Consider the following 26,137-nt stretch of genomic DNA (forward strand, 5'->3'; position numbering starts at 1 on the left):
GGCGCCGGGGATGCTATAATCTAAATCATACTAAAATACTAGGGATTAGAATGGAGGCGTATCAGATGGCCAATATCTACAGATCTTTGGAAGAGCTCATCGGCAACACGCCGCTATTAGAGCTGATAAAAACAGAAAAAAAGCTGGGTCTCGGCGCCCATGTGCTGGCGAAGCTGGAATATTTTAACCCCGCCGGCAGCGTCAAGGACCGGATTGCCTATGCCATGATTACCGACGCGGAGGAAAAGGGCCTGCTCAAGGAGGGCTCCGTCATCATCGAGCCCACCAGCGGCAACACCGGCATCGGCCTGGCCAGTGTGGCGGCAGCCAGGGGATACCAGGTGATCCTGACCATGCCCGAGACCATGAGCCTGGAGCGGCGCCGGCTTCTGGCCGCCTACGGGGCCCGGCTGGTCCTTACCGACGGGGCCAAGGGGATGCGGGGGGCCATTGAAAAGGCCAAGGAGATCGCCTCCCAAACCGACAACGCCTTTATCCCCAGCCAGTTTGAGAACCCGGCCAACTCGGCGGCCCATCGGAGCACCACCGGCCCGGAGATCTGGCGGGACACCGACGGCGCGGTGGATATCTTTGTGGCCGGTGTGGGCACCGGCGGCACCATCACCGGGGTGGGGGAATTCCTCAAAAGCCGCAAGCGGACGGTTCAGGTGGTGGCGGTGGAGCCGGCGGATTCCCCTGTCCTTTCAGGCGGCAAGCCGGGGCCTCACAAAATTCAGGGCATCGGCGCCGGCTTTGTGCCGGATGTGCTGCGGCGGGGCATCTATGACCAGGTGATCCCTGTGGGGAACGAGGAGGCCTTTGCCGCCGCCCGGGAGCTGGCCCGCACCGAGGGCATCCTGGTGGGCATTTCCTCCGGCGCCGCCCTTCACGCCGCCTACGCTCTGGCCCGGCTGCCGGAGCACAAAGGCAAGACCATTGTAGCCCTGCTGCCCGATACCGGCGACCGCTATCTTTCCACCCCTGTCTTTGATGACCCTTCCTCTCCCGGCGGAGAATTTTTCCTCATGCCTTGACACGGCTGTGTCAAATGTGGTATTATATTTAGGCACTCAAAAGGTAGAATCTGTTTTGGGTGATCAGGTGCGCCAATAGCTCAGCTGGATAGAGTGTTTGGCTACGAACCAAAAGGTCGGGGGTTCGAGTCCCTCTTGGCGCGCCACAGGATTGAGCCTGGACGTTTATGGCGTTCCAGGCTCAATTTTTTATTTTGTGTTTTAGATCAGAACCTTATATGCTTTACATTGCAAAAACCCGCCGCAAACCATCTTTCGTTTGCGGCGGGTTTTTTGTTTGATCAAGAACTTGGCTGGCCGGTCCTTTTTTATGCTTATTTTTAGCCCATGGCCACATATCCATAGGTCTTGCCGGAGAAGTTGAGCCGGAGGAAGCGGCTGTCCAACGGGGTGGATTGGTGATGGGTGACGGTAAAGCCGCCGCTTGCCACCCTGAGCCCCAGGGAGCCAGTGCCGGTGCAGGCAAAGGCGGCGAAGACCTCTCCGATGCCGTCTTCGTTGACCGGATCCACCGGCATTTCGTCCTGGGCAAAGACAGCGCAGAACTTTGGGGTAAAGCCCACCGAAATGGTCCGGGTCAGGGCGTTATTTCCCACATAGGTGCCCACAGCCAGTTTGGGGGCGCCGTTCCATTTGTTCCGCTCCGAGGATGTGATGTGAAGGGTGGTGTCGGCGGTATGCTCCCCCACGGCCTGATCCAGCTTCTGGTTGTCGCTGTTAAAGTCGTCCATCCTCGGCTTGTCGGTGAGCACCCATTGGTTGAGGGAGAGATGCTCGGTTTTGTTGGTGCTGGCCACAAAAATTCCCCCTTACGAGAATATTTCAAATTCCATCCAGTTAAGGTTTCGACTGTTCCACTGGTTCCAGGTAAAGTCCTTGCCCTGGAACACCGTCCAGGTCAGGGTGCCCAGGTTAAAGAGCACTTCCAGATGGGCGGGCAGAAGGTCCAGGGACTCCCGCCGTATCCGCAGATACTGTGCCGGGTCGGAAAAGGCGGTGTCATCGCTGAGGATGAGCTGCTCCGCCCCGAAATTTTCGGTGATCTGGGCGGTAAGTCCCAGAGCCGCCAGCCCCCGGAGCATCCCTTCCCGGTTAAAATCGTCGGGCCGGTGGGCAAAGCGGTAGAGAAGCATCTCCCGCCGTTTCTCCAGCTCCATCTCCTCCGGCTGGCGGGCCCCTGCCAGAGCCTCCATCCGGGCGATGCCCTCCTCGCCGGCGGTCTGGAGAAAGCCCTCGGTGAGAAGGCTGTCTATGGCTTCCCTTACCTCATCCAAAAACTGGGCGTAACAGGAAAGCTCCCGGGAGATGAAGCTGCCCTCCCCAAGATTGTAGAGCCCTAGGGGCCGCAGGGCGTCTTTCATGGATGTTAGGCTGTTCATAGGTCCTCCCCGCCTTTCGCCGTCACCCTAAAGGTGGGCCGGATCACCTGGGTTTCGGTGGGGATAACGTCGGAATCCGGCGCTGTCACCTGAAAATTATCTACTCCTTGTATATGAATAAGGCAAGTATACAAATCGATAAGTTTCAGCGGCTGGGATACTCCCAGCCGTCCCCCGAAATCCTCCAAGGCGGCCTGGGCGGCTTCCTCCACCTGCTCCGGGATAAAGCCGGAGGCGGCGGTGAGGGAGACCGAGACGCTGACAGATTTTGCCTCGGCCTGGGAGACCGCCGCGTCCACCCCGATCTCCCGCTGGGACGCCACGGCATCGGAGATTTCCGAAAGCCGCCCGGTGTCGGAGGAACCTACATCCACCATGATATCCACCGTGCCCCGGCCCCGCTTTCTGGGGATGACGTGGGCCGACCGGACAAAGGGGAAGGACATGGCCAGGTTATAGTAATAGGCGGCGTTGGTGCCGTTTGCCACCGAAGCGTAGGCGGCCAGCAGCCGCTCCCGGAGGGTTTCGTCGTCCTCCTCATCGGCGCCGCCGGCAAAGGGGGCTGGATTTTCCACCTGGGCGATGCCCTGGGGCGGGGTCACCAGGACGGTAACCGCCCCCGCCGCCACGTTGCCCATCCGTCCCCCGTCCACCGCCTGGGCCGGAATATCCACCTGGGTCTGGCCCGCCTCAAGGGCGCCGCCGGCCGTGGTGGCAAAGCGGACCGGCTCCTCCCCGCTGGTGCAGCAGAGGGTGCCCTGGGGGATGGAGATGTCATAGGCGGCGGCGGTATCCCGGGAAAACCGGAGGACTCCCGCGGCGGGGACCGCCTCCTTCCGGACAAGGCCCCGGGTTTGGGCGTGGCGGTCCAGATATTCCCCCTGGGCCGTGTCGGGGAAGAGCATCCGCCCGGCGAAGTCCAGCTTCTCATGGAGGGCGGAAAGCTCCTGGGCCAACAGGCACAGGCGGACGTATAAGTCCCCCGCCTCTTTGGGGCTGTAGCCGCTGATGGCCTGGAAGCCATCGGTCATTTCATCTAAGAGCTCCGCATAGGAGCGTGGGGCAAACTCATTGGCCATAGGGCACACCTACCTCGATTTCATATTCTCCCACCGCAAGCTGCAGCCTGATGGAAATGGTGAGGCTCTCCCCCTGGCGGACGGTGGAGACCTCCCCCACCTGGACGCCGTCCAGGCTTTCTAAAGCCTCCCGGACCATGACGGCGGCGGTGAGGTCCCGATTTTCCCCGCTGCCGGAAATTTCCCGCAGCCGGCTGCCCAGGCCGGGGAGAGGGGCAAAGCCGCCCCGACGGGCGCACAGGCAGAAAAAGACCCGGTTGATGGTTTCCTCCACCCCGTCCACCGCCTGGGGGATGCCCCGATGGTCGGGGACAAAGTCCCCGTTTTGGATGCGCATTTCCATGGGCGCGCCTCCTTTCTAAAGGGCGGTCAGTCCCCGCTGCCGGAGCCGGGGACAAATTGGCCGCCTTTGGTAATATGGGCGCCGTTGAGCCAGATGGTGCCGTCCTGGCAAAGCTTGATTCTGGCCCCTGACGGCACCGAGATTTCCACCTCCCCCGGCAGAAGCCCCCCGGCCGGGGGCGTGCGGACGCCGCAGAGGACCTGGCCCTCCGCTGTGTCCAAAAGGAGCACCCCGCTGCCCTCCGGCGCCTCAAAGCGGTATCCATAGGGGCCGTAGACAGGGGCCTCCCGCAGCTCTGCCCCGCCTCCTCCCCCAAAGCCGGCCCCTCCCGGGAGGGTGACCCGGCCGGCGGATGCCCCTTTAGGGGATGCTGGGCGTCGTGACAGCCACATAGCTTTCCTCCTTTTCTTCTGTGAGGTCCATTTCCAGATGGCGCTTGTCCTGGAGCACCGCCCTGGTCTGCCAGCCCCCGGAGGTCAGGGAGATGGTCCGCCGGGTGGCGATGAGCTCCCCGTCGTAGTCCTTCATGGGCTCAAAGATACATAGATCCAAAAGCCCGATGGCGGAAGGGGTGGCGGCGTCCACCAAGACCGAGAAATACTCCTCCATGGAACTGCGGATCCGCAGCTTGGCGTTTCGCACCGGGGCGTCGGCGTACTCCTTGGGGGTGGTGAGATACCGCCGCCGGGAGATGCCGGATTTCTCCGCCACCGGGTTTCGGACGCAGGTGGAGTAAAGGCCGTTTTCATCGGCGATGAGCACCTGGGAGATGGGGGCCATCCGGTCATAGCGCACCTCATAGCCGGTGTAGCGGACAGCTCCCGGCCGGGTGTTGGAGAGATGAACCCGGCGCTGGGATTTCAGATAGGTTTCGATGTCGATGATCCCCCCGGGGAGGATCCGGGGATAGGCGCCGGTGGTCTTGTCCAGAAAGGAGGTCAGCACCTCCCACTCGCTCATCCCCTTGCCCACCACAAAGCTGGAAAGTGCCTGGCGGTGGCCCCGGATCTCTGTAAAGCCGTGAGGCGCGAGATGCCGCCGGAAGATATCCTCCGCCGTGGTGCGCTGATAGGTCTGGGGCCGGGCCTCGTTGTCCAAAAGCAGGGCCCCCCGGCTTCTGGCCCGCAGCCGGGTAAAGGCGCCCTGGCTGTTTTCTATGGCCTGCTGCCGGTCGGCAAAGCCGTCAAAGAGGAGGGCGTCCCCGTCGTAGATAAGGATATCCGTCACCGGCTCATAGATCAGGTCGGAGACGGTAAGGTCCAAGGCGGCGGCAGGGACAAAAAGGCCCTCGTCCAGAGAGAAGGCGAAGATCTGCCGGGGACGGATGAGCCTGCCCTCCGCCGTGTACAGGGCGGCCCTCATGAGAGCACCCCGCCCATGGAAAGGCTGTTGCCGCCGGAGATCTTCCGCTCCATATCCTCTACAAAGGAGAAGGCGTAGCGCAGGGTGTGAAGGGGGCCTTCCCCCAGCACCTTCAGGCTTTCAAAGTAGGCATAGACCGGGGTAAAGGAGGGGACGATCAGCTTCCCCGAGCCCTCGGTGAGAAAGACCTTGCGCAGGCTTTCGAACTGGGCCCTGCAATTTTCCCCGAAAAACTCCCCCTCCCCCTGGATTTTGGCCCCGGTCTGGCCCCAGTCGCTGATGATGGTGCCAAAGCCCCGGGCCTGACGGGTGCGCAGGTCCCGGCCCAGGGTGATTTCGATTTTCACCGGGTTGTAAGGCCAGGTATAGCTTTTAAATTGCATCAATTCCAATGGGATTCCTCCTTGACGCCATGTTATTCCTCCAGAGGGACGCCGTAACGCCGGGCGTCCAGCATAATTTCGTCGGAGATTTCCTCCGCCAGACTCCGCCGGTCCGGGATCATGCGGGATACCGGCGAAGCGGAGATGGTGAGGGGCGGCGGCTCCTTGATGGAAACCTCCATCCGTCCCTCCGCCTTTTTGAGGGAAAAATCCGCCGGAGCCCGGTTTGGCAGCCCCCTTTCCCGGGGAGGATGAGGAGGCTTCTCCGCCGCCGGCTCCAGCAGGCTTTCCGGGATTTGGGGGGCGGAGGCCGCCATGGAGATAAGCCGCTCAAAGTAGGCCATGCTCCCCCTCCTTTCCCTCTGCCATTAAGGAGAGATAGGCTTTCTCCACCAGGCAGATTTCCTCGACGCTGAGGCTTCGCAGGGCGGAAAGGGGGCTGTGAAAGGCCCGGCGCCCCTGCCGGTAGAGACAGAGGACGGCGATGCATCCCCCGTCGCAAAGGCGGGTTAGGTCCTCCGGCCAGATTTTTTTCAGTGCTTTGGCGGATTTCTGGGCGAGAGCCGCCCCCCGCACCGCGTCATAGGCGCTGATGGGCCTGATTTCATAGGGATTCCCCCTGAGTGTGATTTCTTCCATTACACTTCCATCCTTTTGGAGGCCAGGATGGCCACAGACTCCAGCACCACTTCCCCTACCGAGGAGCCCTCCACAATGTCGGACCACTCGCAGCCGGAGAAGATGATCCGCTTGTCCGGCTTGGCGATGACCACGTTAAAGTCAGAAAGGGTGTAAAAATCGATGCCGTCGGAAAGGGCCGTGTCGGTGACATAGACCCGGCTGAGCTCGATGAGATAGCGGTTGCGGCCCCCTACGGTGCCCACCGGTTCCTCCTGGCCAAAGCTTTCGATATAGCGGCTCTCCTTGGAGGCCTTGACCTTGTAGGACTGGGCCACGGCCAAACGCTTGCCGTTGATCTCGATGGAGATATCCCGGCTGGTGGGAAAAGAGACAATCATAACTTCCCTCCTAAATGGTAATGTAGGCCGCCACATGGATCCGGTCCATGGCGCCGGAAACCTTGAAGGAAAGCTCCACCTGGCAGACGCCGGGATCGCTTTCCGATTTGAAGACCTGAGGCGGCCCGTAGTCATCCAGAATGCCGTTTTGACAGAGGGTGGCAAGCTCCAAAGCCACCTGGCTGCGGATGGACTCCCGGGTGGCCAGATTGTTCTTGGCCCCCTTCATCCGGATTTTCAGCATCTGCCGCAGGCGGATCGTGACATAGTCGATGGTCATGATGGTGCCCATGGAGTGCCAGGTCCGGTCGGGGACCCCGTCGGTGGTGGTGCGGGTGGAGACGGGCTTTATACACTCCACCGCCCCACCCACCGTTTCAAAGGGGGTGACGCCGCCGGCCAGCAGCCGCTGGATGTCGGCTTCGGAGAGTTCCTCCGCTAGGCCGGCGATACCGGTCATGGCGCTGCCTGAAAGGTTGGCCGAGGGGTCGGCGGCGGTGGCGTATAATCCCGCCATGGCGCAGGCGGTGAAGAAGGGGCTGGATTGTTCCCCCGCCACCCCTGCCCCGGCGCAGAGCATCATCCGTTCGCTGTTCAGGGCGGCGGCCAGGGTCAGGGCTGTGTCCGGCTGGGGGGCCGGGCAGATGGCCACCCGCTCCATCTGGGCGGCGCTGTCCGCGGCGATTTGATCCCTCAGGGCTGTGAGCACCGTTTGGGAGGTGCTGTCGCAGACGATGATCCGGGGCGCGGATTTTTGACAGAGGGCGACGATGGCGGCCTTGTAGTCGTCATCCTCCGCCCCCTCTGCCGGGACGGCGGCCACCGTCAGGCTGGTGACGCCGTTTTCAAAGAGGATACCCGCCCCGGCAAGGAGGCTGCCGCTCCCCTTTCCGAAGGTATCCTCCATCCCTCCCATGGAGGAGATTTCATAGGCCGTCCCGTCATTGTTCTGGGCGGCCGGCCCGATAAGGCCCACCGGCAGGGCGTTTTCATTGCCCTGGTAGAGGGACCACACCACATAGCTGGATGTCACCCCCGGCCGCTCATTTGCGGTCTGGGATGTTGGAGAAACACTCATAGTTCCTTCCTCCTCAGGATGATTTGGGTCAGGGCGGCTTCCTCCTCCCCCTGGCAGGCCAGGGCGGAAAGCCGGGCATAGCAGGGCAGGGTGAAGCCGTCGTTCTGGGCGGTGGAGGACATCTCCCCGCACCACATCTTTTCCATGTCCGGCAGCTGGCCGGTGAGAATATCGCAGAGGGTGCAGAAATAGGAGTGGCAGTCCTCTTCCCACCCTTTGGGCAGGTAGATGTCAAAGCGAAACTCCACTTCCAGGCGTTTTCCAAAAAGCTCCGCCCCCTCCTTCTGGGCGCCTACAAAGCCGCCCAGAGCGCCGGCTCCCATCTGGATGGAGGAAAGCCCCACGCAGATGCAGGGGCGTCTCAGGGGATAGGCCCGCCCCTTGGGGGGAAACTCACAGAGGATGTCTGTCTGGGGGATGCCGGCCTGGGCAATGAGATCCCGGACCTCTTCTTTGAGCCGGTAGAGACGGTCGAAAGCGGCGATGACAGCCATCTAGCTCACCTCCACTGGGGCGAGGATGGCCCGGGTGTAGAGGGGCGCGTCCTCAAAGAGGACCGTCATGCTGGATCGCACCACAAACTGACGGCCCCCGCAGGAAAGCAGGCTGTCCACCGGCAGCTCCCGCTGGGGGTCCCCCATATAGAGATACTCCTCCAAAGGGCTCTGCCCGGCGGGGATAAAGTCCCCCCGTTCCCGGTGGCCCATGGTAGTCTTAAAAGCGGGGAGGAGCACCCCTTTGAAGGTGTGGCCCTCCACCTCCATCTGGGTGCCGTAGTGGGAGAGAAACCACCGAAATTGTCTTTGTATCTTCATAGGGCCCTCCTAACAGCTCATCCAGACCCCGCCCTGGGGGTGCTGGAGCAGATCCCGGCAAAGGCCCCACATCTCCTCCCAGATTTTCTGGGAAGCGGCGGAACCGGAGGCGGCGTTTTCCACCTTCACATCCCCCACCGACATGCTGCGCAGATCGCTGGAGCCGGAAAGCCCCCCGTCGTAGGCCCGCAGGGCCAGGGCAGCCGCCACCAGGGAAAGCCGTTCTTTATTTTTCTGGAGATCGACGCCGGGACGCAGGGACTGTTCCACCGATTCCTTGGCCCAGCGGCAGAGGGGGAGCCACTGCATGGCGTCGCTGACAGAGAGCCCTGCGAAGAGGGCGAAGTTTTCTACGATTTTACCGATTTCCAAAGGACATCTCCTTTCTCATGAGGACCTGGCTCCCGCGCCGGCGGGCGGCGGGAGGGTTCCCGCCGCGGAAAAAGGCGCGGATTTTTATCCCTGCATGGGCTAGGAACCCTTTTTGACGGTCATGACCCTGACCGCGTCGGGGAAGAGCTTGCCAAAGCCCACAATGGCGGTGATAGCAGCCCGGTCCAGCTGGCGGTCCATGACCTTGTCGTAGTCGATCTGCACCTGAGAAGCGCAGACCATTTCCAGGGCATAGCGGCGGTCAAAGGCGATGATGGTGTCCTCGGGAACACAGCTGGTCTTATAGAGCATGGCGCCCATGGGGGTGCGCAGCATACCGGTGGCATTAAAGAGATCCCCGGCGCCGGTGTCCTTAAACTCGTCCAGCACCAAAAGCTTTGCCATGACGTCGGGGGAGACCAGCAGGGTGTTCATCTGATATTCCTCAAATTCCTTCCAAAGGTTCACCAGGTCGGTGTAGGTGACCGTATCCGCCGCCGCGGTTTCCAGCGTCTTGGCGGGATTTTTGTTGCCGTCGCCGTCCATCAGCACACCGATGGCGTCGGCAAGCTGGGCCCTTGCCATGGTGGAGCCCATCTGGCGCAGGGCGATGGTGAATAGATCCAGCTTCTGATGGCGGACCGCCTCATAGGAGGAAACCAGCATCCGGCCCCGCTTGACCAGCCGGATGAGGTTGTCCTTTAGCTTTAAGACGGTCTGGGGGATCTGGGCGCCCTCCCCCACCTCCTTGGCGGAATTGCCCTCGTTTTCCGAGGTGACGCCCCGGTAGTCCATGGTGTCGATGACCGTCTTGGTGGCCACAATGGAGGAGAGGATATTCCCCTCGTCCATGCCCTGGCGCACCGCCCGGACGATGTACTCCGGGAAGAGGGCTGCCCCGGCGGGATCGGCGAAGAACTTGTCCACCGTGTCCGAGTTTTCCCCGGACACCTTGATGTCAAACCGCTTGAGCTGCCGCTGATAGGCGTCTAGGGAGCCAAGCTCGGTGCCCTGGTAATGGGCGGTAGGGTCCATCTCCTCCAAAATCCGGGAAAAGCTTTTGGAGGCGGCGGCATACATGGAGCGGTCCAGGGGGATATTTTCATAGGTCTGCATGGATTGGCACTCTCCTTTCGCTGAATGGGTAGACTACAGAATGACGTCCAGGATGTTATTTTGAACGGCGACCACCAGCACCTGGCGGCCTCCCTCGGCGGCGGCTTTGACCTTGCCGCCGGTGTCAGCCTCTAGGGAGGCGATTCCAACGGTGACAGAGCCGGACGCGGTCATCTGGGCGTGGCCGGCCACAATGACGGTGGCAAGGCCGTGGCGGATACTCTGGCAAACCCCGGCGATGTCGTCGCCGGCGTCTGCCTTTTTCACCTGGCCGTTGCCGCTCATGGCGACCACGTCGCCGGAGGCCAGCGTCCCGCTTACGGTGAAGGTGGCGGCAGTCTGGCCGATTCCCTTAAAAGATACTGTCATGGTGCATTCCTCCTAAATTTTAAATTCCCCGTTGGGGGAGGGTTGGCTGGGGTTTCGTTCCGGGGCAAGCTGGGGGGCCGGGCCGCCGGAAAGGCGCGTCTCGAAGGATTTTTCGAAGGCCTTGAGTTCCTCTAGGTCCATCTTCTCCACCAGGGAGGAAAAGGCGGCGGCCTCCCCCGCCTCTTCGCAGACAAGGGCCAGGGAGCGCACCCGTTTTTTGAGATCCTCTAGGTACTGCCAGCCCAGCTTGGCCCCTGTCCTTAGCTGGTCAAGATAGTCCCCCAGCGCTCCCGACTGCTCGGGGGAGAGGGTGACCTCCCGGCCGAAAGACAGGCTTTTGAGAAGATGCTCCAGGCAGTTCCCCGCCTCTTGGCGGTAGCCCTTGGTGACGCCGGCCCTGCGCTGGGCGGGAACGGCCACAAAGGACCACTCATAGGCGTCGGTGGGGCCTGCCAGGATGTGGTAGCACAGCTTCCCGTCGTAGGTCTTCCCCTTCCGGTGGGCGCAGGGGGATTTTTTGGCATCGGCGCCGCAGATGGAGCAGATGCTTTTCTCCACACTGCACCCGATGCTGACCTCCTTCTTGATGCCGGCGTCGATGTCCAGGATGAGAGGCTCGTTCTGCTGGGAGCGGACGATGTAGGCGCTGGCTTTGAGATAGTGGTAGGCTGTGCCGTCTGAACAGACCCGGCTGGGATCCTCCATCACCCGGCAGTCAAAGATCCGGGCGGTCTGGTTCTGGCTTTTGGGGTTGTGGTCAAAGATGCCGGTTTTGCCCAGAAACAGCTGGGCCAGCTTTTCCAGCCCCGCCCGGTCAAAGCGCTCGTAATCCCGGTCGATGTCGTTGTCGCAGAGGATCACCGAAAAGACATAGACCTCCTCCGGGGAGAGAGGCCGCAGGCTGTAGGCGCTGATCTTCTCCATCACATCCTCGCTGACGTTCCCCTTCGGGGAAGGGGTAGAATTTTTGCTTTTTTCCATAGATTCACCTCCTTTAACGGGCCTGACCCGTCAGATTTTTCGCCTGGGCGTCATAGAGCCGGGCCCGGGCGGCTTCCACCTGGTCCTGGAGGTTGATTTCCTCCCAGGTGATCTCCGGCTCCTCCCGGATGCCCCGGGACAAAAGCCAGATGCCGGCAATCCTGCGGATGACGCCGTTTAAGAGCATCCGGTAGGAGTCCAGCTCGCTGGTCAGGATGTCCGCCTGCTGGGCGCTCATCCGCTCGGTGGTGGACCACTGCAGCCCCAGCAGGAAGGGAGGGATCCCCAGCTTTGCCACGATCTGTTCGGCCATCTGCCGGGCGGGCACCTGGATATCCAGAATCTGGTTGTCCGCGCCGATGACCTTGATGTCCACATCCCCCACGCAGACAAAGTCCCTGACCTTCCCGTCGCTTTGGCTTAGGGCATTGCGCCACTGGGCGGCGATGTTTTCCGCCATCTCCTGGGCATAGGCCCGGTCCATGGCCCCCTCGCCGGGGCGGTAGGTTACGGCAAAGCGGACATTGCCCACCCGCTCGAAGTTCTGGCGGGTGGCCTCATAGATTTTGAGCAGCACCGAGGAGACAAAGGGCAGGCTGGCGAGGAGGGAGCGGCCCACCACCTGCCCCGGCTTGGGAGACAAGGGGGTAAAGAGGACCAGCTGCGGATAGGGCACCGGGCGCAGGTCAAAACCGCCATGCCGGGAGAAGATGCGCCTTTCCATGGGGCTGTCCCCAGGGCGCACCTCGATGTCGGAAAGGGCGGCGTTATAAAGGCCGGTGATCTCCCCCCGTTTGTGGTCGAAGATCACCTCCCCCGCCGCGTTGCCGTAGCACAGAAGACTGTCCAGGTACCGGGAGAGGAATTCTGTAATGCCCTCGCCCCCGCCTGCCACCGGCACCTGCCGCAAAAAGCGGGAAAGTTCCTTCTCCGCTTTTTTGTCCGACAGGGTCAGGGAGATTTCCCCCATGGTCAGCCGGACAATTTTGCACAGGGCCGCGTCGATGATGGGGACCGACTGGCGCAGCCGGTCATAGAGCTGGCACTGGTGTTCCAGCCCCATGAGCCCCTGCCCCTCCCAGAAAAGCCCTGGCGCCGGAGCGGTTTGCACCGCCTGGGCCGCGGCCGGAGGGACGGGCCGCCGTTTAAAAGGGAAACGCAAATGACCACCTCCAAAATTCATGTGAAATGGATGCTCAAGGCCGTTCCGCGGCCAGGGCGAAGAAGCCCTGGGAGGGCCGCTCCACCGCGTACATGACAAAATAGCGGATATCGTCCATGGCGTGGTCAAAGGCCTTGACCACCTGGTCTTTCTTTCCGCTTTCGTCCCACCGGTAGAGGGAAAACTCCCGGATGGCGTCCCTGCAGCCCTCCCCGATGAGGATTTTCCCCTGCTCCAGGGCCGCCGTCACCGCCCGGATGCCGGGCAGCACCCCGTTGTCCGCCGGGATGGGGCGGAAGCGTCCATGGCTTTTAATGGTTTCCATCAGGCTTTTGGCTGACGGGTCCAGGACGATCTCCTCCACAGGAAGCCCGCCGCAGAGGGCTTCGATGGCCCGGTAGTGTTCCTCGTCGGTGCGGTAGGGGGCGTTTTGGGCCTTGGCGTCATAGTAGTACTCCCGCATCCGGTACCAGACCCCGGCGGAGAGGCCCCACAGCCCGGCGGAGCAGGGGTTGACAATGCCGTAGTCGCAGGAGAGCAGGTACCGTTCAAACCGGCCCGGCAGCCGGGAAGCCACATGGGCCGAGGGGGAGAACATGGGATACACCGCCCCGGTGACAGCGCTCCACCGGCCCAGGACAAACCGCTCATAAAAGGCGCCGGAATAGAGCTTTTGGTACCGCCGGATGATCTCCGGGGTCAGGGATGGGTTATCCTCCATGGTGAAATGCAGGTACAAAGCCCGCTTCTCCCGCCGCTTTTTGATCCACTGGGTGTAAAACCAGTGGCCCGGATGCTCGGGATTGCAGTTAAACCAGAATTTGGAACCGCTGACCGAGCACCGGGCCAGGGCCTGCTCCACAAAGGAGCGGGGCAGCAGCGCCACCTCGTCAAACAGCGCCCCCGACAGGGTGACGCCCTGGATCCGGGCGGCGGCGCCCTCATCGCCTCCCCCAAAGAGATAGAAGCGGTTCTGCCTGCCTCCGTGGGAGAGGGTCAGCTCATTTTTGGAAAGGGCCAGGTGGACAGAAAAGCCCAGAGCCTTCAGGGTGGGCAGCAGAGGGGTTAAAAGGTTCCTCCGGATGCACCCCAACGTTTTCCCGCACAGGGCAAAAGCGCTTTTGTCAAAGCCCAGCATGGCCCAGACGAAGAAGGAAAGGCCCATGGACAGGGTCTTTCCCGACCGGACGGCGCCGTCGCAGATGATGGCGTCATAGTCCCGGTAAGGGCTGGCCTCAGTCCACCACCGAAGCACAGCCTTCTGCTTTTGTGAAAAGGATGTCACCATGGCTTTCGCCCCGGTCAAAGGCCGCCCGGCGATGGACTGCCGGGATCGTCCTCCCGGATGCCGCCGCTGTCCTGGGTCAGGGCCGCCAAAATCTGCCGGCCCTCCTGGAGTTCCTCCCGCCGCTGCTGAAGAGCGTCTAGGCATTTGAGGGCTTCCAGCCGGTCGTAGAATTTGATCTCCATCCCCTCTTTGTTGGTTTTGATCTCTTTGATATGGAATAGGTCCAGCCCCTCAATGGGGATCGGCTGGTCAAGGGGCTGGGTCACCAGCTTGACGCTGTCGTTGACCGGCCCCATGGCCAGCTTCCGCAGTCCCTCTTCCACCGTTTTGGGCCGGCTGCGTTTTGCCGGCATCCTGTTATATCCAGCCAGAATGAAGCCTCCTTTCCTTGTGCTTACGATCTTCCCGCCAAAAGAAAAGAGGTTGCACCCAAAGGCACAACCTCTTAGAAAATTTTCTTTGCATTGTTGTCCGGCATGGCGCTGGGATCACCCCGCCCCCAACATGCCCCGCAAGGTCTGCACCGCCGTGCCGTTGATGATAAAACCGGTCCGGTTGCTGTAATAGCGTCCTCCCAGAGAAACCGCCGTCGTCCGGCCGTCTTTGGAAAATAGGCTGCGGAAAAAGCTGGAGCGGCTGACAAACTCCTGGGCGGAAAGATTGGTGGAAAAGCACTCCAGCAGGTTTTGGAAGAGGGCGTCGGCGTCCTCTAAATAGAGCGGCGCGATACGAAGCTCCACAAACAGCCCCACCATCTGGGCCAAAAAGTCGTTGCGGGCCATCTCTCCCTGGGTGGTGCGCAGGTAGTAGCCCAGATCCACGATCTTCTGCCCATCCATCAGCTGCTTGCCCTGGGAAAGGGAGACCTTCCGCTCCCCCCGGGTGAAGCTGGCCGATTGGGCGATCTCATACTTGACGGTTCCGCACCGGGAGATAAACTCCTCCAGCCCCGCAAGGTCCATGTCCATATAGGCGTCCACCGGGACCTGGAGATGTTCCCCTACAGCGGCGGCGGCCATCTCCCCCCGGCCCTCCTTCCAGATGCCGTCCAAGGTGTCCGTCCCCTGGCTTGTATCCAAAGCGGTTTGATAGGGCAGGGGGATGACCAGGGTCCGGGCGGTGGCGGCGTCAAAGTGGAGGAGGTGATAGGAGGCCAGGGAGTCCTCCGCCGACGGATCCTCGTGGAAGGAGAGAAGGAGGGTCAAATCGTCCTCATCGGAGGGGATGTAGCTGTCCTCCACCTGGGGCTTGGAGATTTCCTCCTGGATAAGGCCGTTCTTCCGCCCCACTATCATGACAACGGCGGTGGCGATGACCGCCAACACCCAAAAGGCGGCGCCAAAGGCCAGAAGAAAGCTTTTGACCTCATGTTTTTTCGGCGTTTTCTGTTGCATACCATCCCCCCTTGGACCTTCTGTTACTTAGGATAAACAGATTTTCCCCAATCATACTGCCGGAAGAGCTCGGCAAGGATGTATGAATATACAACATATGCATAAAATGTGAATATCTGCGCTAGCATTTCCCAAGGGAAAATATGTCGGATTAGATAAAATAGGAACAGAACTACAAGGGAATTGTGGAAATTCACCAGGGAAAAACCCATTTCGTTTTGCAAACTGGTGAAAGCAACAAAATCTCAGATTGACTGAATAAATATGCATAAAACTCTTGTTTTTTCTCTTTACAGGTGTATAATGACAGATAGAAAACGACGGTACACCGTCTGATAAATCAAGCCCGAGGGCTTTTATTTTACAAAGTAAGGGGACATTCACATGGCAAAGTTTAAAAAAGTACTGCTTGCGTATTCCGGAGGACTGGATACCTCCATTATTATTCCCTGGCTCAAAGAGCATTATGACGGCTGCGAGGTTATCGCCATGGCCGCCGATGTAGGCCAGGAGGCGGAGCTGGATGGCCTGGAGGAAAAAGCCATCGCCACCGGCGCTTCCAAACTCTATATTGAGGATCTGCAGAAGGAGTTTGTGGAGGACTATATCTTCCCCACCCTGAAAGCGGGCGCTGTCTATGAAAACAAATATCTGCTGGGCACATCCTTTGCCCGTCCCCTCATCGGCAAACGGCTGGTGGAAATCGCCAAAAAAGAGGGCTGCGACGCCATTGCCCACGGCTGCACCGGCAAGGGCAATGACCAGGTTCGGTTTGAGCTGGCTATCAAGGCTTTCGCCCCCAACATGCCCATCATCGCTCCCTGGAGGACTTGGGAGTTTAAGTCCCGGGATGATGAGATCGATTACGCCATCGCCCACAACATCCCCCTGAAGATCACCAGGGAGACCAACTACTCCAAGGATAAAAACCTGTGGCACCTCTCCCACGAGGGACTGGATCTGGAGGATCCTGCCAACGAGCCGAAATACGACGAGATCCTCGAGATGGGCGTCTCCCCTGAAAAGGCGCCGGATAAGGCCACCTATGTGACCATCCACTTCGAGAAGGGTATCCCCACCGCCATTGACGGGGTGGAGATGGACGGCCCCACCCTGGTCAAGAAGCTCAACAAGCTGGGCGGGGAAAACGGCATCGGCCTGGCCGACATTGTGGAAAACCGTCTGGTGGGCATGAAGTCCCGGGGCGTTTATGAGACCCCCGGCGGCACCATCCTCTACCACGCCCACGAGGTGCTGGAGACCATCTGCCTGGATAAAGAAACCCAGCACTACAAACAGCAGGTAGCCCTGAAATTCGCGGATATCGTATACAACGGCCAGTGGTTCACCCCCCTGCGGGAAGCTCTCTCCGCCTTTGTGGACGCCACCCAAGAGACGGTGACCGGCGATGTGAAGCTGAAACTCTACAAAGGCAACATCATCAACGCCGGCGTCACCAGCCCCTACACCCTCTACTCCGAGGAGTTTGCCAGCTTTGGCGAGGACGACGTTTACGATCAGAACGATTCCGCCGGCTTCATCAACCTGTTCGGCCTGCCCATCAAGGTCAAGGCCCTGTTGGATGAGCAGCGGGAGCAGAACAAATAAGACAGCTACATTTTCAACATTTTACCGGGTTAGGCTGGCATCCGCCGGCCTAACTGTTATTTCACACCGCGGTATGGACTGCGGAAAGGGGAGAAATTCATGAAGCTTTGGGCCGGAAGGTTTAAAAAAGAAGTGGATAGCAAGGTCAATGATTTTAATTCCTCCATCTCCTTTGACAGCCGTATGTATGCCCAGGACATCCGGGGCAGCATCGCCCACGCCACCATGCTGGGGGCCACGGGGATCATCGAGGAAAAGGAAGCTGACGCCATCTGCCGGTGTCTGGAGGAGATCAAGGCGGATATTGACAGCGGTGAGCTGCCTTTTGACCCGGAGGCCGAGGACATCCACATGTTTGTGGAGGCGGAACTGACCCGCCGGCTGGGGGAGACAGGCAAGCGCCTGCATACCGCCCGCAGCCGCAACGACCAGGTGGCCCTGGATCTGCGGATGTACCTGCTGGATCACGCCGGGGAGCTGGAAGCGCTTCTCAAAGAGCTCGTCGGCGTCCTCTGCGACCTGGCCGAGGAGCATAAGGAGACGGTTATGCCCGGCTACACCCATCTGCAGCGGGCCCAGCCCATCACCTTCGGCCACCACCTGATGGCCTATGCCCAGATGTTCCTGCGGGATCTGGACCGGCTGAAAAACTGGAGAAAGCTGACAAGCTCCATGCCTTTGGGCTCCGGCGCCCTGGCGGCCACCACCTATCCCATCAACCGGGACATGGTGCGCCGGGCTTTGGGATTTGACAAGATCACCGCCAACAGCCTGGACGGGGTTTCCGACCGGGATTTCTGTATTGAGCTGGCCTCTGATCTTTCCATCATCATGATGCATCTCTCCCGTTTCTCCGAGGAGATTATCCTCTGGTGCTCCTGGGAGTTTAAGTTTATTGAACTGGACGACGCCTATGCCACCGGCTCCTCCATTATGCCCCAGAAAAAGAATCCGGATATCACCGAGCTTGTCCGGGGGAAGACCGGCCGGGTCTACGGGGATCTGATGACCCTGCTGACCATGATGAAGGGGCTGCCTTTGGCTTATAATAAAGACATGCAGGAGGATAAGGAGGCCATCTTCGACGCGCTGGATACGGTGGATCTTTGCCTGACCACCTTTATCCCTATGCTTAGGACCATGACGGTGCTCAAAGAGAATATGCGCCAGGCGGCGGCCAAGGGCTTCATCAACGCCACCGACTGTGCCGATTACCTGGTGAAAAAGGGCATGGCCTTCCGGGATGCCTACAAGATTACCGGCACCCTGGTAGCCCGCTGTATCGACGAGGGCAAGACTCTGGAGACCCTGGAGCTTTCCGCCTACCAAGAGATGTCCGGCCTCTTTGAGGAGGATATCTACACCGCCATCAACCTGGAAAAATGCGCCTTTGACCGGAAGGTGCCCGGAGGTCCGGCGCCTCAGAGCGTGCAAAACCAAATTGACATGACCCGGGAGCTGTTAAAATAGCCTCCGGTATCCATAGAAAGAAGGAAGTGTCCCCCATGATCGACGTAGGAATTATCGGCGCCACCGGCTATGCCGGAGTGGAGCTGATCCGCATCCTCCATGGACATCCCCAGGTCCATATCCAGGCTCTGGGATCGGTGAGCTTCGAGGGCCAGGAGATCGACGACATCTACCCCTCCCTTGCCGGCATCTGTCCTCAGAAGCTGCTGACCACCGACGAGGTCATCGACGCCTGCGAGGTGGTTTTCGCCAGCGTACCCCACGGCGTTTCCGAGGAAATCGGCCGCAAATGCGTAGACCAGGATAAATTGCTCATCGACCTGGGCGCGGATTTCCGCCTCTGTGACCCGGAGGATTATAAAGAGTGGTATAAGCTGGATTATAAAGACCCAGAACTGCACAAGCTGGCGGTTTACTCCATTCCCGAGCTCCATCGGGAGAAGGTAAAAGGCGCCAAGATTATCGGAAACCCAGGCTGCTATCCCACCTCTATCGCCTTGGGCCTTTTCCCCGCCCTGAAAGCTGGGATCATCGACCCGGATACCATTGTCATCGACTCCAAGTCCGGCGTCACCGGGGCGGGCCGGGGCTTGTCCCAGACCAGCCATTACCCCGACTGCAACGAGGCTTTTTCTCCCTATAAGATTGCGTCCCACCGCCATACCCCGGAGATTGAACAGACCATCTCCCAGATTGTGGGCCGGGATGTCTATGTCACCTTTGTCCCCCATCTGATCCCTCTAAACCGGGGCATTGTCTCCACCATCTATGCCAAGATGAAGACGCCACTGTCCCCCAAGGAGCTTCATGAACTCTACGCCCACACCTACCAGGGGGAGACCTTTGTCCGGGTGATGAAGGAGGGAGCTGTGGCCAACCTGAAAAATGTCCGGGGCTCCAACTACTGCGATATTTCGGTTCACGCGGATCCCCGCACCGGCCGGCTCATTATCGTCTCCACCATTGACAATATGGTCAAGGGGGCGGCGGGCCAGGCCATCCAGAACATGAATCTGGCTTTGGGACTGCCCGAGGATATGGGCCTGCATATGGCGCCCCTGTGCTTCTAATAGCTGCCCTGCCGCGGCCCCTCCCTCCCGGGGCACGCCTAGCGGCGGGCATGACGCACCCTAGGTTACATTTGCAATACTGCCGCGGCACACGCGTTTTTGTTTTAGATAGAGCCACAACGCGACTTGGCCACGGCAACTTGCCGTCCGCGACATCCTCCACCGGCAGGTGGCTGCGAATAGATGGATAATTAACGGCGGTTGCCGCCCTGCGGCGGACGCCTGGAAGGAATGATAGAATGGATATGGAACTGATTAAAATTGAAGGCGGCATCTGCGCGCCCCGGGGCTTTACCGCCTCCGGTATTCACTGCGGCATCCGCAAGAATAAGGAAAAACGGGATCTGGCCCTCATTTACAGCGACAGCTTATGCTCTGCCGCCGCGGTCTACACCCAGAATAAGGTCAAGGGAGCGCCGATTCTGGTGACCCGAAAGAATATTGCCGACGGGCTTGCCCAGGCGGTCATCTGCAACAGCGGCAACGCCAACACCTGCAACGCCGACGGAGAGGAAAAGGCCCAGATGATGTGCGACATCATCGCGAAAGAGCTTTCTATTACGCCGGAAAACGTGATCGTAGCTTCCACCGGTGTCATCGGCCAGGTGCTGCCCATTGCGCCTATCCAGAGCCATGCCCATGAGCTGGCCCAGACCCTTTCCAAAGAAGGGAGCGCCGATGCGGCGGAGGCCATTCTGACCACCGACACCTGCCGCAAAGAGATTGCCGTTTCCTTTGAGCTGGGCGGCAAGGAGTGCCGCATCGCCGGCATGGCCAAAGGTTCTGGGATGATCCATCCCAACATGGCCACCATGCTCTGCTTTCTCACCACCGATGTGAGCATTGACCCGGATATGCTGAAAAAAGCCCTGTCCCTTTGCGTGACGGATACCTTCAATATGGTCAGCGTGGATGGGGATACCTCCACCAACGATATGGTGTCCATAATGGCCAGCGGCCAGGCAGGCAACGTCATGATCGACGGGGAAGGACTGTTTTTCGAAACCTTTACCGAAGCCCTGCTGGAGGTTTGCCGCCATCTGGCCAAAGAGGTGGCCGCCGATGGAGAAGGCGCCAGCAAAGCCCTGATCTGCACCGTCCAGGGAGCCCCCACCAAGGATACCGCCCGGAAGATTGCCAAGAGCGTGATTACCTCCAGCCTGTTTAAGGCGGCCATGTTCGGGTCTGACGCCAACTGGGGCCGGGTGCTCTGCGCCATTGGTTACACCGACGCCAACTTCAATATTGATAAGACCCGGGTTACCCTGTCCTCCTGCGCTGGATCCATCCTGGTCTGCGAAAACGCCGCCGGGGTGGAGTTTTCCGAGGAGGAGGCCAAGGTCATCCTTTCCCAGAAAGAGATCACCATCCTCATCGAGCTCTTTGACGGCGAGGAGGAGGCCACCGCCTATGGCTGTGACCTGACCTACGACTATGTCAAGATCAACGGGGACTACCGCACCTAACCGCCTTCCGGCGGTAAGCCAACCCAGCTAAGTTGGGCTGAGGAGAATACATAAAAAAGTATGGAGACGAAAAAGATGAAGCTTTCCAATTCGGATAAGGCACATGTGCTGGTACAGGCCCTGCCCTATCTGCAAAAATACGACAATAAGGTGGTTGTCATCAAATACGGCGGCAACGCCATGATTGATGAAGAACTGAAACAGGCAGTGATGAGCGACATTGTACTCCTCTCCCAGGTAGGAATCAAGGTGGTTCTGGTCCATGGAGGAGGTCCGGAGATCAGCGCCACCCTGAAAGCCATGGGCAAGGAGAGCAAATTTGTAGGAGGCCTGCGCTACACCGACGCCGAGACGGCGGATATTGTCCAGATGGTCCTGGCCGGCAAGGTCAACAAGAACCTAGTTTCCCTCATGGGGAAAGCAGGTGGAAAAGCCATTGGTCTGTGTGGGATTGACGGCGGTATGCTCACCGCCAAAAAGCATGAGGGGGATGTAGACCTAGGCTTTGTAGGGGATGTGGAGAAGGTCAACACCTCGACCATCTTGGATTGTTTGGATGCCGGATATACGCCGGTGATCGCCACGGTGGGATGCGATGAAGAGGGCCAGGTCTACAACATCAACGCGGATACCGCTGCGGCCCGTATCGCCTCTGAGCTGCATGCGGAAAACCTGATGCTCATGACCGACATCCGGGGCCTGCTCCGGGATAAGGAGGACGACGATACCCTGATCCCGGTGGTTCAGGTCAGCGAGGTGCCTTACCTGGTCAGCCAGGGGATTATCCAAGGCGGCATGATCCCGAAAGTCCAGTGCTGTGTGGAGGCTGTCCGCCGGGGGGTAAAGCGCACCTTTATCATCGATGGGCGCATCCCCCATTCCATCCTCATCGAGATGCTTTCCGACGAAGGCATTGGCACCATGTTTATCTAATTTGTATATTTTATAGTTTTATATACTTTAAGTAATAAACATTCCAGAAGATGCTGGGATAAAGGAGGTTTTCCCATTGAAGGGAGATACGGTCAAAGCTGCCGACAAGCAGTACCTTGCGCCGATTTACAACCGTTTTGACGCGGTGCTGGATCATGGCAAAGGCGCTACCTGCTATGATATGGACGGCAAGGAGTACATTGATTTTACCGCGGGCATCGGGGTCAATTCCCTGGGCTTTTGTGACGACGGATGGGTAAAGGCGGTGACAGAGCAGCTTTCCAAGCTCCAGCACACCTCCAACCTTTATTACACCCAGCCGGATACCCAGGTAGGCCAGATCCTCTGCCAGCGCTCCGGCATGGAAAAGGTGTTCTTCGCCAATTCCGGCGCCGAAGCCAATGAGGGCGCCATCAAGGTGGCGAGGAAGTACGGCGTAGACCGCTACGAGGGCCGCCGCAACAAGATCATCACCCTGGTCAACTCCTTCCATGGCCGGACCATCACCACCCTGACCGCCACCGGCCAGGAGGGTTTCCACAAAAATTTCGGCCCCTTTCCCCAAGGCTTTGACTATGCCATTGCCGGGGATATGGAGGATCTGAAGAACAAAGCCGACGACGCCACCGTGGCGGTGATGGCGGAGATGATCCAAGGAGAAGGCGGCGTGGTCCCCCTGCAGGAAAGCTATGTCAAGGAGCTGGCTTCCTTCTGCAAAGAGCGGGATATCCTCCTGATTGTAGACGAGGTCCAGACCGGCATCGGCCGCACTGGGAAACTGTTCTCCTATGAATATTTCGGCATCCAGCCGGATATTGTCACCCTGGCCAAAGGCCTGGGCGGCGGATTGCCCATCGGCGCCGTGCTTTTGGGCGGCAAGGTGGCGGATACCCTTCATTACTCCGACCATGGCAGCACTTTTGGCGGCAACCCAGTGGCCTGCGCCGGCGCGGTAGAGATACTAAAGCGGATAGACGAGGCGTTTTTGGACGAGGTGCGGCAGAAGGGCATCTACATCACCGACCGGGTGCGGAAAATGCCCTGTGTCACCGGCGTCACCGGCCGCGGCCTGATGCTGGGGGTCTCCCTGAAGGAGGGGCTGACCTCGGGGCAGATTGTCAAGGAGGCCCTGGAAGCGGGGCTGATGCTGCTGACGGCCAAAGCCAAGGTGAGGATGCTTCCTCCCCTGACCATTTCCGATGAAGAGATCAACAAGGGCCTGGATATTCTGGAAAAGGTCCTTTCCGCTCATAATCAATGATAGAAAGGCAGGTTTGACCCATGAACCATCTGCTCAAGCTTCTGGATCTCAGCAAGGAAGAGATCACAGATCTCCTCAACCTGGCGGATCAGCTCAAGTATGAGACCAAACACGGCATCAAGAATATGCCGCTGAAGGGCATGACCCTGGGCATGATCTTCCAAAAAGCCTCCACCCGCACCCGCGTTTCCTTTGAAACCGGTATGTACCAGCTGGGCGGCCACGCCCTCATGCTCTCCTCCTCCGATCTGCAGATTGGCCGGGGCGAGCCGGTGCAGGATACAGCCCGGGTTCTCTCCCGATATCTGGATGCCATTATGATCCGCACCTTTGCCCAAAAAGAGGTGGAGGATCTGGCGAAGTACGGTTCTATCCCCATCATCAACGGGCTGACCGACTTCTGCCATCCCTGCCAGGTGCTGGCGGATCTGATGACCATCCGGGAGCACAAAAGCCTGCTGGAGGGGCTTCGCATGTGCTACATCGGGGATGGAAACAACATGGCCAACTCCCTCATCGTCGGCGGCCTGAAGATGGGGATGGAGGTGGCGGTAGCTACCCCCGCGGCCTATCGTCCCGATCCGGTTGTCCTGGATTTTGCCAAGGATTATGGAGATGCGTTTACCCTCACCGAGGATATCTTCACCGCCGCCCGGGACGCCGACGTTATCTTCACCGACGTTTGGGCCTCCATGGGCCAGGAGGGTGAAGCCGCGGAGCGCCGGAAGGTGTTTGAAGGCTATCAGGTCAACGAAAAGCTCCTGTCGGTGGCAAAGGCGGACTGCATGGTTCAGCACTGCCTGCCCGCCCATCGCGGGGAGGAAATCACCGAGGAAACCTTTGAAAAGCACGCGGATGAAATCTTTGACGAGGCGGAAAACCGCCTTCATGCCCAGAAAGCGGTGCTGGTCAAACTGCTGAAAAAATAAAAGAAAAATCCACGGGAGCCACAAAATCCCGTGGATTTTTTGGTTTTGATTGACAAGGGGATTTTCCCGGTCTATGCTAAAAGTAGGAATTTATGCCGCAACGCCTGAGGCCTGCGGCAGACATATCATCAAAAGGAGCGTGTTCGTATGGATCAAAACGCCAGAGCCGCCATGGAAAAGCGCATGGCCATTGTCTGTTCCAACCTGGAGAAAAATAACATGCAGGCATTCTATGTCCCTTCAGGGGAAGAAGCCCTGCAGCTGGTGCAGTCCATGCTTCGGGAGGGGGAAACTGTCGCCACCGGCGGTTCCATGTCCCTCAAAGAGTGCGGGATTATCGATTTGCTCAAAAGCGGAAAATATACCTTCTTAGACCGGTCTGATCCAGACCTGAGCCCGGAGGAGAAGGAAGAAGTCACCCGCAAAGCCTTTTTTGCGGATACCTATCTCTGTTCCTCCAACGCCGTCACCGAGGCCGGAGAGCTTTATAATGTAGACGGCAACGCCAACCGGGTGGCCGCCCTGGCCTTTGGTCCCAAGTCGGTGATCCTGGTGGTGGGCTATAACAAGGTGGTTTGCAACCTGGATGAAGCCATTAACCGGGTGAAAGCCATCGCATGTCCCGCCAACTGCCAGCGGATCCCCTGCGAGACCTACTGCCGGGAGAAGGGCCGCTGTGTCAGCCTCGGCAAAGAGCATTCGTCCATGACCGACGGATGTCAGAGCCCGGCCAGGATCTGCAGCTCCTATCTCGTCCAGGCCTATCAGAAACAGAAAAACCGGATTAAGGTCATCCTGGTGGGAGAGGACCTGGGCTATTAATGCAAAGGCCGAGAAAAAACCGGGGAAGGAATATTCCTTCCCCGGTTTTTTAGATGTCCAGGTCCAAAGGCGGATCCAGTTCTTCCGGTACATATTTGCCGTTTTTCTTCCGCTGGCGGACACACTCGGTTAAGAGATACTCGATCTGTCCGTTGACCGACCGGAAATCGTCGGCCGCCCAGGCGGCGATGGCGTCATAAAGCTTGGCAGAGAGGCGGAGCGGCACCTGCTTTTTCTGGTTGTCAGCCATGATTAATATAGGCTGCCGGAGTTGACCACCGGCTGGGCGTCATGGTTGCCGCAGAGGACCACCAACAGGTTGGAAACCATGGCGGCCTTCCGTTCTTCATCCAAGGTGATGGTGTTGTTTTCGCTTAGCCGCTCCAAAGCCATTTCCACCATCCCCACAGCGCCGTCTACAATCATCTTTCTCGCGTCAATGATGGCGGAAGCCTGCTGCCGCTGGAGCATAACCGCCGCGATTTCGGGAGCGTAGGCCAGATAGGTGATCCGTGCCTCGATGATTTCCAGGCCGGCGTCCCCTACCCGGGCCTGGATTTCGTCCCGGATCCGGGCGGCGACCACCTCGCTGGAACCCCGCAGGCTTCCCTCGTCTGCCATGCCGTCCCCGGTGGTGTCCACATTGGGGGCCACGTCATAGGGATAGATCCGCACCACGTTGCGCAGGGCGCTGTCGCACTGCAAAGAGAGATATTCCTTATAATTGTCCACGTTAAACACCGCTTTGGCGGTATCCACCACCCGCCACATGACGGCGATGCCGATTTCCACCGGATTGCCCAGGCAGTCGTTGATCTTCTGCCGGGAATTATTAAGGGTCATAACCTTTAGGGAGATTTTTTTGCTGGGCAGCTCCACAGAGGCAGAGGCGGTGGAAGCCACTACAATGGGCTTTTTCCCCCCTGCGTCCACATCGCCGCTCTGGCTGAGCTTGGTGGTGGCCGCCGGGTTAAAGCTGGAACAGAAGGGGTTGACAAAATAGAACCCGTCATTTTTCAGGGTGCCGATATACCTGCCGAACAGGGTCAGAACCAGTGCCTCCTGAGGTTTGAGGACCTTCAGCCCGCAGAAGGGGATCCAGCCCAGCGTCAGCCACACCAGGCTGATTACGAACAAAACCACAGTCCAGGGGGAGACAACTACCTCCGAAAGGCCGAAGGCGCTGAAGATGACCCCGCCGATGGCTGCTAAATATAAGAGCAAAAAGAGAAAGAGAAAGGCCATACCATTTTTCTTATTGTTGAGAACCTTTTCCTGCATTGTAAAATCCCTCCTAGATTTGATATCAAAATAATATCATCAAGATATAAAATTGTCAATGCCTTTTCAAAAAAATCACGGGCCGGAAATGATGTTTCCGGCCCGCTCTGTTGCTTCTTAATT

The 26,137-nt window shown here is 59.2% G+C and carries 32 protein-coding genes and 1 tRNA gene; 10 read left to right on the forward strand and 23 right to left on the reverse strand.

Annotated features, from left to right (window positions below; all coding sequences use genetic code 11):
* The first annotated feature begins 65 nt into the window (after positions 1–65).
* Positions 66–1,034, forward strand: a complete 969-nt coding sequence (cysK, locus tag WGC32_RS07595) for a cysteine synthase A (protein WP_342681262.1) — start codon at positions 66–68, stop codon at positions 1,032–1,034.
* 69 nt (positions 1,035–1,103) lie between these two features.
* Positions 1,104–1,180 (forward strand) — tRNA-Arg (locus WGC32_RS07600).
* 174 nt (positions 1,181–1,354) lie between these two features.
* On the opposite strand, the gene WGC32_RS07605 is transcribed toward WGC32_RS07600, so the two are convergent.
* The 21 genes from WGC32_RS07605 to WGC32_RS07705 all read right to left on the reverse strand — a co-directional run bounded on the left by WGC32_RS07605 (position 1,355) and on the right by WGC32_RS07705 (position 15,174).
* Positions 1,355–1,831 carry a hypothetical protein gene (locus tag WGC32_RS07605; protein WP_342681263.1) on the reverse strand — a complete coding sequence of 159 codons (477 nt, stop codon included), beginning with the start codon at positions 1,829–1,831 and terminating at the stop codon, positions 1,355–1,357.
* Between the two features lie 12 nt (positions 1,832–1,843).
* Positions 1,844–2,413: a hypothetical protein gene (locus WGC32_RS07610; protein WP_342681264.1), complete on the reverse strand. Its 570-nt coding sequence runs from the start codon at positions 2,411–2,413 to the stop codon at positions 1,844–1,846.
* The gene (locus tag WGC32_RS07615) at positions 2,410–3,492 is read right to left on the reverse strand and encodes a baseplate J/gp47 family protein (RefSeq protein WP_342681265.1); all 1,083 of its coding nucleotides are present in this window, start codon (positions 3,490–3,492) and stop codon (positions 2,410–2,412) included. Before WGC32_RS07615 ends, WGC32_RS07610 begins: the two co-directional genes overlap by 4 nt.
* Entirely contained in the window at positions 3,482–3,835 is a 354-nt protein-coding gene (locus WGC32_RS07620) for a hypothetical protein (RefSeq protein ID WP_342681266.1), read from the reverse strand. Before WGC32_RS07620 ends, WGC32_RS07615 begins: the two co-directional genes overlap by 11 nt.
* Positions 3,836–3,861: 26 nt before the next feature.
* The gene (locus WGC32_RS07625) at positions 3,862–4,227 is read right to left on the reverse strand and encodes a hypothetical protein (protein WP_191481283.1); all 366 of its coding nucleotides are present in this window, start codon (positions 4,225–4,227) and stop codon (positions 3,862–3,864) included.
* The gene (locus WGC32_RS07630; RefSeq protein WP_342681267.1) at positions 4,196–5,197 is read right to left on the reverse strand and encodes a hypothetical protein; all 1,002 of its coding nucleotides are present in this window, start codon (positions 5,195–5,197) and stop codon (positions 4,196–4,198) included. Before WGC32_RS07630 ends, WGC32_RS07625 begins: the two co-directional genes overlap by 32 nt.
* Positions 5,194–5,589 (reverse strand): hypothetical protein, encoded by a 396-nt coding sequence (locus WGC32_RS07635; protein WP_342681268.1) that lies wholly within the window; start codon positions 5,587–5,589, stop codon positions 5,194–5,196. Before WGC32_RS07635 ends, WGC32_RS07630 begins: the two co-directional genes overlap by 4 nt.
* 23 nt (positions 5,590–5,612) lie before the next feature.
* Positions 5,613–5,924: a hypothetical protein gene (locus tag WGC32_RS07640; RefSeq protein ID WP_342681269.1), complete on the reverse strand. Its 312-nt coding sequence runs from the start codon at positions 5,922–5,924 to the stop codon at positions 5,613–5,615.
* Positions 5,911–6,219, reverse strand: coding sequence for a hypothetical protein (locus WGC32_RS07645; RefSeq protein WP_342681270.1), 309 nt, complete (start codon positions 6,217–6,219; stop codon positions 5,911–5,913). Before WGC32_RS07645 ends, WGC32_RS07640 begins: the two co-directional genes overlap by 14 nt.
* A complete protein-coding gene (locus WGC32_RS07650; RefSeq protein ID WP_342681271.1) occupies positions 6,219–6,599 on the reverse strand; it encodes a hypothetical protein in 381 nt (126 codons plus the stop codon). The genes WGC32_RS07645 and WGC32_RS07650 overlap by 1 nt, the downstream gene beginning before the upstream one ends.
* 10 nt (positions 6,600–6,609) lie before the next feature.
* Positions 6,610–7,677: a phage tail sheath subtilisin-like domain-containing protein gene (locus tag WGC32_RS07655; protein WP_342681272.1), complete on the reverse strand. Its 1,068-nt coding sequence runs from the start codon at positions 7,675–7,677 to the stop codon at positions 6,610–6,612.
* Positions 7,674–8,171: a hypothetical protein gene (locus tag WGC32_RS07660; RefSeq protein WP_342681273.1), complete on the reverse strand. Its 498-nt coding sequence runs from the start codon at positions 8,169–8,171 to the stop codon at positions 7,674–7,676. Before WGC32_RS07660 ends, WGC32_RS07655 begins: the two co-directional genes overlap by 4 nt.
* Positions 8,172–8,492, reverse strand: a complete 321-nt coding sequence (locus WGC32_RS07665; protein ID WP_342681274.1) for a hypothetical protein — start codon at positions 8,490–8,492, stop codon at positions 8,172–8,174.
* A gap of 9 nt (positions 8,493–8,501) precedes the next feature.
* Positions 8,502–8,864 carry a hypothetical protein gene (locus WGC32_RS07670; protein ID WP_191509376.1) on the reverse strand — a complete coding sequence of 121 codons (363 nt, stop codon included), beginning with the start codon at positions 8,862–8,864 and terminating at the stop codon, positions 8,502–8,504.
* Positions 8,865–8,963: 99 nt separating this feature from the next.
* Positions 8,964–9,980: a phage major capsid protein gene (locus tag WGC32_RS07675; protein WP_342681275.1), complete on the reverse strand. Its 1,017-nt coding sequence runs from the start codon at positions 9,978–9,980 to the stop codon at positions 8,964–8,966.
* Between the two features lie 33 nt (positions 9,981–10,013).
* On the reverse strand, positions 10,014–10,349 hold the full coding sequence (locus tag WGC32_RS07680) for a hypothetical protein (RefSeq protein ID WP_342681276.1): 336 nt from the start codon (positions 10,347–10,349) through the stop codon (positions 10,014–10,016).
* Between the two features lie 12 nt (positions 10,350–10,361).
* The gene (locus WGC32_RS07685; RefSeq protein ID WP_342681277.1) at positions 10,362–11,330 is read right to left on the reverse strand and encodes a hypothetical protein; all 969 of its coding nucleotides are present in this window, start codon (positions 11,328–11,330) and stop codon (positions 10,362–10,364) included.
* A 13-nt stretch (positions 11,331–11,343) separates the two neighbouring features.
* The gene (locus WGC32_RS07690; protein ID WP_342681278.1) at positions 11,344–12,492 is read right to left on the reverse strand and encodes a phage portal protein; all 1,149 of its coding nucleotides are present in this window, start codon (positions 12,490–12,492) and stop codon (positions 11,344–11,346) included.
* 34 nt (positions 12,493–12,526) lie between these two features.
* Complete coding sequence (locus tag WGC32_RS07695; protein ID WP_342681279.1) at positions 12,527–13,780, reverse strand: PBSX family phage terminase large subunit; 1,254 nt, start codon at positions 13,778–13,780, stop codon at positions 12,527–12,529.
* 14 nt (positions 13,781–13,794) lie between these two features.
* A complete protein-coding gene (locus WGC32_RS07700) occupies positions 13,795–14,133 on the reverse strand; it encodes a hypothetical protein (RefSeq protein WP_342681280.1) in 339 nt (112 codons plus the stop codon).
* A 135-nt stretch (positions 14,134–14,268) separates the two neighbouring features.
* Positions 14,269–15,174: an LCP family glycopolymer transferase gene (locus tag WGC32_RS07705; RefSeq protein ID WP_342681281.1), complete on the reverse strand. Its 906-nt coding sequence runs from the start codon at positions 15,172–15,174 to the stop codon at positions 14,269–14,271.
* Between the two features lie 384 nt (positions 15,175–15,558).
* On the opposite strand from WGC32_RS07705, the gene WGC32_RS07710 reads away from it, so the two are divergent.
* The 8 genes from WGC32_RS07710 to WGC32_RS07745 all read left to right on the forward strand — a co-directional run bounded on the left by WGC32_RS07710 (position 15,559) and on the right by WGC32_RS07745 (position 24,733).
* On the forward strand, positions 15,559–16,782 hold the full coding sequence (locus tag WGC32_RS07710) for an argininosuccinate synthase (RefSeq protein ID WP_191509369.1): 1,224 nt from the start codon (positions 15,559–15,561) through the stop codon (positions 16,780–16,782).
* A gap of 99 nt (positions 16,783–16,881) precedes the next feature.
* Positions 16,882–18,252, forward strand: a complete 1,371-nt coding sequence (gene argH, locus WGC32_RS07715; protein WP_191509368.1) for an argininosuccinate lyase — start codon at positions 16,882–16,884, stop codon at positions 18,250–18,252.
* A gap of 35 nt (positions 18,253–18,287) precedes the next feature.
* A complete protein-coding gene (argC, locus tag WGC32_RS07720) occupies positions 18,288–19,322 on the forward strand; it encodes an N-acetyl-gamma-glutamyl-phosphate reductase (protein ID WP_342681282.1) in 1,035 nt (344 codons plus the stop codon).
* Between the two features lie 245 nt (positions 19,323–19,567).
* The gene (argJ, locus tag WGC32_RS07725; RefSeq protein ID WP_462933628.1) at positions 19,568–20,788 is read left to right on the forward strand and encodes a bifunctional glutamate N-acetyltransferase/amino-acid acetyltransferase ArgJ; all 1,221 of its coding nucleotides are present in this window, start codon (positions 19,568–19,570) and stop codon (positions 20,786–20,788) included.
* 75 nt (positions 20,789–20,863) lie between these two features.
* Positions 20,864–21,721, forward strand: a complete 858-nt coding sequence (gene argB / locus WGC32_RS07730; RefSeq protein ID WP_191481466.1) for an acetylglutamate kinase — start codon at positions 20,864–20,866, stop codon at positions 21,719–21,721.
* Positions 21,722–21,797: 76 nt separating this feature from the next.
* Entirely contained in the window at positions 21,798–22,982 is a 1,185-nt protein-coding gene (locus WGC32_RS07735) for an aspartate aminotransferase family protein (protein ID WP_342681284.1), read from the forward strand.
* A gap of 20 nt (positions 22,983–23,002) precedes the next feature.
* Positions 23,003–23,911: an ornithine carbamoyltransferase gene (gene argF, locus WGC32_RS07740; protein ID WP_191509366.1), complete on the forward strand. Its 909-nt coding sequence runs from the start codon at positions 23,003–23,005 to the stop codon at positions 23,909–23,911.
* A gap of 147 nt (positions 23,912–24,058) precedes the next feature.
* Positions 24,059–24,733, forward strand: coding sequence for an LUD domain-containing protein (locus WGC32_RS07745; protein ID WP_191509365.1), 675 nt, complete (start codon positions 24,059–24,061; stop codon positions 24,731–24,733).
* A 49-nt stretch (positions 24,734–24,782) separates the two neighbouring features.
* On the opposite strand, the gene WGC32_RS07750 is transcribed toward WGC32_RS07745, so the two are convergent.
* Both WGC32_RS07750 and WGC32_RS07755 read right to left on the reverse strand, forming a co-directional pair.
* A complete protein-coding gene (locus WGC32_RS07750; RefSeq protein WP_191481305.1) occupies positions 24,783–24,983 on the reverse strand; it encodes a PTS ascorbate transporter subunit IIC in 201 nt (66 codons plus the stop codon).
* 2 nt (positions 24,984–24,985) lie between these two features.
* Positions 24,986–26,014, reverse strand: a complete 1,029-nt coding sequence (locus tag WGC32_RS07755; RefSeq protein ID WP_342681285.1) for an SPFH domain-containing protein — start codon at positions 26,012–26,014, stop codon at positions 24,986–24,988.
* Positions 26,015–26,137: the final 123 nt, after the last annotated feature.

The organism is Zongyangia acetica, from assembly GCF_038739695.1.
GTDB lineage: Bacteria > Bacillota > Clostridia > Oscillospirales > Ruminococcaceae > Zongyangia > Zongyangia gallinarum.

What these genes read in the sequence shown, in the direction of transcription:
- WGC32_RS07625 (WP_191481283.1), bottom strand. Translation starts at nt 4,227, where the DNA reads ATGTGGCTGTCACGACGCCCAGCATCCCCTAAAGGGGCATCCGCCGGC.
- WGC32_RS07710 (WP_191509369.1), top strand. Translation starts at nt 15,559, where the DNA reads ATGGCAAAGTTTAAAAAAGTACTGCTTGCGTATTCCGGAGGACTGGAT.
- WGC32_RS07675 (WP_342681275.1), bottom strand. Translation starts at nt 9,980, where the DNA reads ATGCAGACCTATGAAAATATCCCCCTGGACCGCTCCATGTATGCCGCC.
- argJ (WP_462933628.1), top strand. Translation starts at nt 19,568, where the DNA reads ATGGAACTGATTAAAATTGAAGGCGGCATCTGCGCGCCCCGGGGCTTT.
- WGC32_RS07645 (WP_342681270.1), bottom strand. Translation starts at nt 6,219, where the DNA reads ATGGAAGAAATCACACTCAGGGGGAATCCCTATGAAATCAGGCCCATC.
- cysK (WP_342681262.1), top strand. Translation starts at nt 66, where the DNA reads ATGGCCAATATCTACAGATCTTTGGAAGAGCTCATCGGCAACACGCCG.
- WGC32_RS07755 (WP_342681285.1), bottom strand. Translation starts at nt 26,014, where the DNA reads ATGCAGGAAAAGGTTCTCAACAATAAGAAAAATGGTATGGCCTTTCTC.
- WGC32_RS07750 (WP_191481305.1), bottom strand. Translation starts at nt 24,983, where the DNA reads ATGGCTGACAACCAGAAAAAGCAGGTGCCGCTCCGCCTCTCTGCCAAG.
- WGC32_RS07620 (WP_342681266.1), bottom strand. Translation starts at nt 3,835, where the DNA reads ATGGAAATGCGCATCCAAAACGGGGACTTTGTCCCCGACCATCGGGGC.
- WGC32_RS07705 (WP_342681281.1), bottom strand. Translation starts at nt 15,174, where the DNA reads ATGCAACAGAAAACGCCGAAAAAACATGAGGTCAAAAGCTTTCTTCTG.
- WGC32_RS07640 (WP_342681269.1), bottom strand. Translation starts at nt 5,924, where the DNA reads ATGGCCTACTTTGAGCGGCTTATCTCCATGGCGGCCTCCGCCCCCCAA.
- WGC32_RS07610 (WP_342681264.1), bottom strand. Translation starts at nt 2,413, where the DNA reads ATGAACAGCCTAACATCCATGAAAGACGCCCTGCGGCCCCTAGGGCTC.
- argH (WP_191509368.1), top strand. Translation starts at nt 16,882, where the DNA reads ATGAAGCTTTGGGCCGGAAGGTTTAAAAAAGAAGTGGATAGCAAGGTC.
- WGC32_RS07685 (WP_342681277.1), bottom strand. Translation starts at nt 11,330, where the DNA reads ATGGAAAAAAGCAAAAATTCTACCCCTTCCCCGAAGGGGAACGTCAGC.
- WGC32_RS07665 (WP_342681274.1), bottom strand. Translation starts at nt 8,492, where the DNA reads ATGAAGATACAAAGACAATTTCGGTGGTTTCTCTCCCACTACGGCACC.
- WGC32_RS07700 (WP_342681280.1), bottom strand. Translation starts at nt 14,133, where the DNA reads ATGCCGGCAAAACGCAGCCGGCCCAAAACGGTGGAAGAGGGACTGCGG.
- WGC32_RS07655 (WP_342681272.1), bottom strand. Translation starts at nt 7,677, where the DNA reads ATGAGTGTTTCTCCAACATCCCAGACCGCAAATGAGCGGCCGGGGGTG.
- WGC32_RS07745 (WP_191509365.1), top strand. Translation starts at nt 24,059, where the DNA reads ATGGATCAAAACGCCAGAGCCGCCATGGAAAAGCGCATGGCCATTGTC.
- WGC32_RS07615 (WP_342681265.1), bottom strand. Translation starts at nt 3,492, where the DNA reads ATGGCCAATGAGTTTGCCCCACGCTCCTATGCGGAGCTCTTAGATGAA.
- WGC32_RS07680 (WP_342681276.1), bottom strand. Translation starts at nt 10,349, where the DNA reads ATGACAGTATCTTTTAAGGGAATCGGCCAGACTGCCGCCACCTTCACC.
- argF (WP_191509366.1), top strand. Translation starts at nt 23,003, where the DNA reads ATGAACCATCTGCTCAAGCTTCTGGATCTCAGCAAGGAAGAGATCACA.
- WGC32_RS07630 (WP_342681267.1), bottom strand. Translation starts at nt 5,197, where the DNA reads ATGAGGGCCGCCCTGTACACGGCGGAGGGCAGGCTCATCCGTCCCCGG.
- argB (WP_191481466.1), top strand. Translation starts at nt 20,864, where the DNA reads ATGAAGCTTTCCAATTCGGATAAGGCACATGTGCTGGTACAGGCCCTG.
- WGC32_RS07695 (WP_342681279.1), bottom strand. Translation starts at nt 13,780, where the DNA reads ATGGTGACATCCTTTTCACAAAAGCAGAAGGCTGTGCTTCGGTGGTGG.
- WGC32_RS07660 (WP_342681273.1), bottom strand. Translation starts at nt 8,171, where the DNA reads ATGGCTGTCATCGCCGCTTTCGACCGTCTCTACCGGCTCAAAGAAGAG.
- argC (WP_342681282.1), top strand. Translation starts at nt 18,288, where the DNA reads ATGATCGACGTAGGAATTATCGGCGCCACCGGCTATGCCGGAGTGGAG.
- WGC32_RS07650 (WP_342681271.1), bottom strand. Translation starts at nt 6,599, where the DNA reads ATGATTGTCTCTTTTCCCACCAGCCGGGATATCTCCATCGAGATCAAC.